Below are 407 nucleotides of genomic sequence, written 5' to 3'. Positions count from 1 at the left end.
TCCATTATTGATGCAAGAACAGCATTTATTAAAGGTATTAAAAAGTAGTAGTTTGTAGTTTGGGTTGACACAAGGAAACCCAACAATAATCGGTGTTGCTGAAACCAGGTATGAATTTAGGTGTAGAGCCGAGAATCCCTACATGAGGAACGTCTCTACAAAATAATTATTTACAGTTTTTAATTTAGAATCTCACCATACTCCACGCATTATCCAATTAATGGAAAAATATGCTAATCTACCGATGGATTTAGCTGATACTTCCCTAGTAATTTTAGCAGAACATTTAGGACATGGACACATTTTTCAGTAGATCAGCGTGACTTTAATACCTATCATTGGAAACAAACTTATCCTTTTTAAAATTTGCTATTTTGAGTTAATTAAAAACTGATACATAAGGAAAC

The sequence above is a fragment of the Dolichospermum circinale AWQC131C genome, from assembly GCF_000426905.1.
GTDB lineage: Bacteria > Cyanobacteriota > Cyanobacteriia > Cyanobacteriales > Nostocaceae > Dolichospermum > Dolichospermum circinale.
This window is presented reverse-complemented; position numbering follows the sequence as displayed.